The 1110-nt window shown below is 63.7% G+C and carries 1 protein-coding gene; it reads left to right on the forward strand.

All coding sequences use genetic code 11. The features are described from left to right. Window positions 1-279: 279 nt before the first annotated feature. Window positions 280-1110, forward strand: an 831-nt coding sequence (locus I71_RS13995; protein WP_042695469.1) for a malic enzyme-like NAD(P)-binding protein, incomplete at its 3' end; no start/stop codon positions are given.

Genomic DNA, 1110 nt, shown 5'->3' on the forward strand with positions numbered 1-1110 from the left:
GCGGATTGCAGGATTGTGCCGCATGGTAGCAGCCGCGGCCTGCCCTTCCCAACCGCCGGGGCNATGCAACGCAAGCGGAGCAGATAGGACGTAATCTCAACTGAATCTGTCTTCAATCTTCAAAAAAATGCATGATTCGTACAAAAACCGGGTGATGGAGGCTTGGCGAGTTGCGCGTGCGGCGTGTACCATCGCGACCCCACCGTCGGCAGCGCACCGCCCAAAAGGGCATCAATGAAGACCGACGGGCTATGCACTCCGTTGAGGAACACGACATCCATGTCCGACACCAAGCGCGTCACCGACGAAGAGGCCCTGCTGCTCCATTCGAGCGGCCGGCCCGGCAAGCTGGAAATCACCCCGACCAAGCCGCTGACCACCCAGCGCGATCTGGCGCTGGCCTATTCGCCCGGCGTCGCCGCGCCCTGCCTGCGCATCGCCGAGGATCCGTCGCTCGCCTACGACTACACGGCCAAGGGCAACATCGTCGCCATCATCTCCAACGGCACCGCGGTGCTGGGCCTGGGCGACCTGGGGGCGCTCGCCGGCAAGCCGGTGATGGAAGGCAAGGCGGTGCTGTTCAAACGCTTCGCCGACGTCGACGGCATCGACCTGGAGGTCGACACCAAGAACGTCGACGAGTTCGTAAACTGCGTGCGCTTCCTCGGCCCCAGCTTCGGCGGCATCAATCTGGAAGACATCAAGGCGCCGGACTGCTTCATCATCGAAGAGCGGCTGCGCGAGCTGCTGGACATCCCGGTCTTCCATGACGACCAGCATGGCACCGCGATCATCGCCGCTGCCGGCCTGATCAACGCCTGCGACATTACCGGCCGCAAGATCGAAGAGGTGAAGATGGTGGTGAACGGCGCCGGCGCGGCGGGCATCGCCTGCGCCGAGCTGTTCTGCACGATGGGTGTTTCACGTGAAAACATCATCCTGTGCGACACCAAGGGCGTGGTCTATCGCGGCCGCACCAACGGCATGAACCAGTGGAAGTCGTCCTTCGCCGTCGACACCGACAAGCGCACGCTGGAAGAGGCGGTGGCCGGGTCGGACGTGTTCGTCGGCCTGTCGGCCAAGGGCGCCATGACGCCGGAGATGGTCAAG

The organism is Azospirillum sp. B506, assembly GCF_000333595.1.
GTDB lineage: Bacteria > Pseudomonadota > Alphaproteobacteria > Azospirillales > Azospirillaceae > Azospirillum.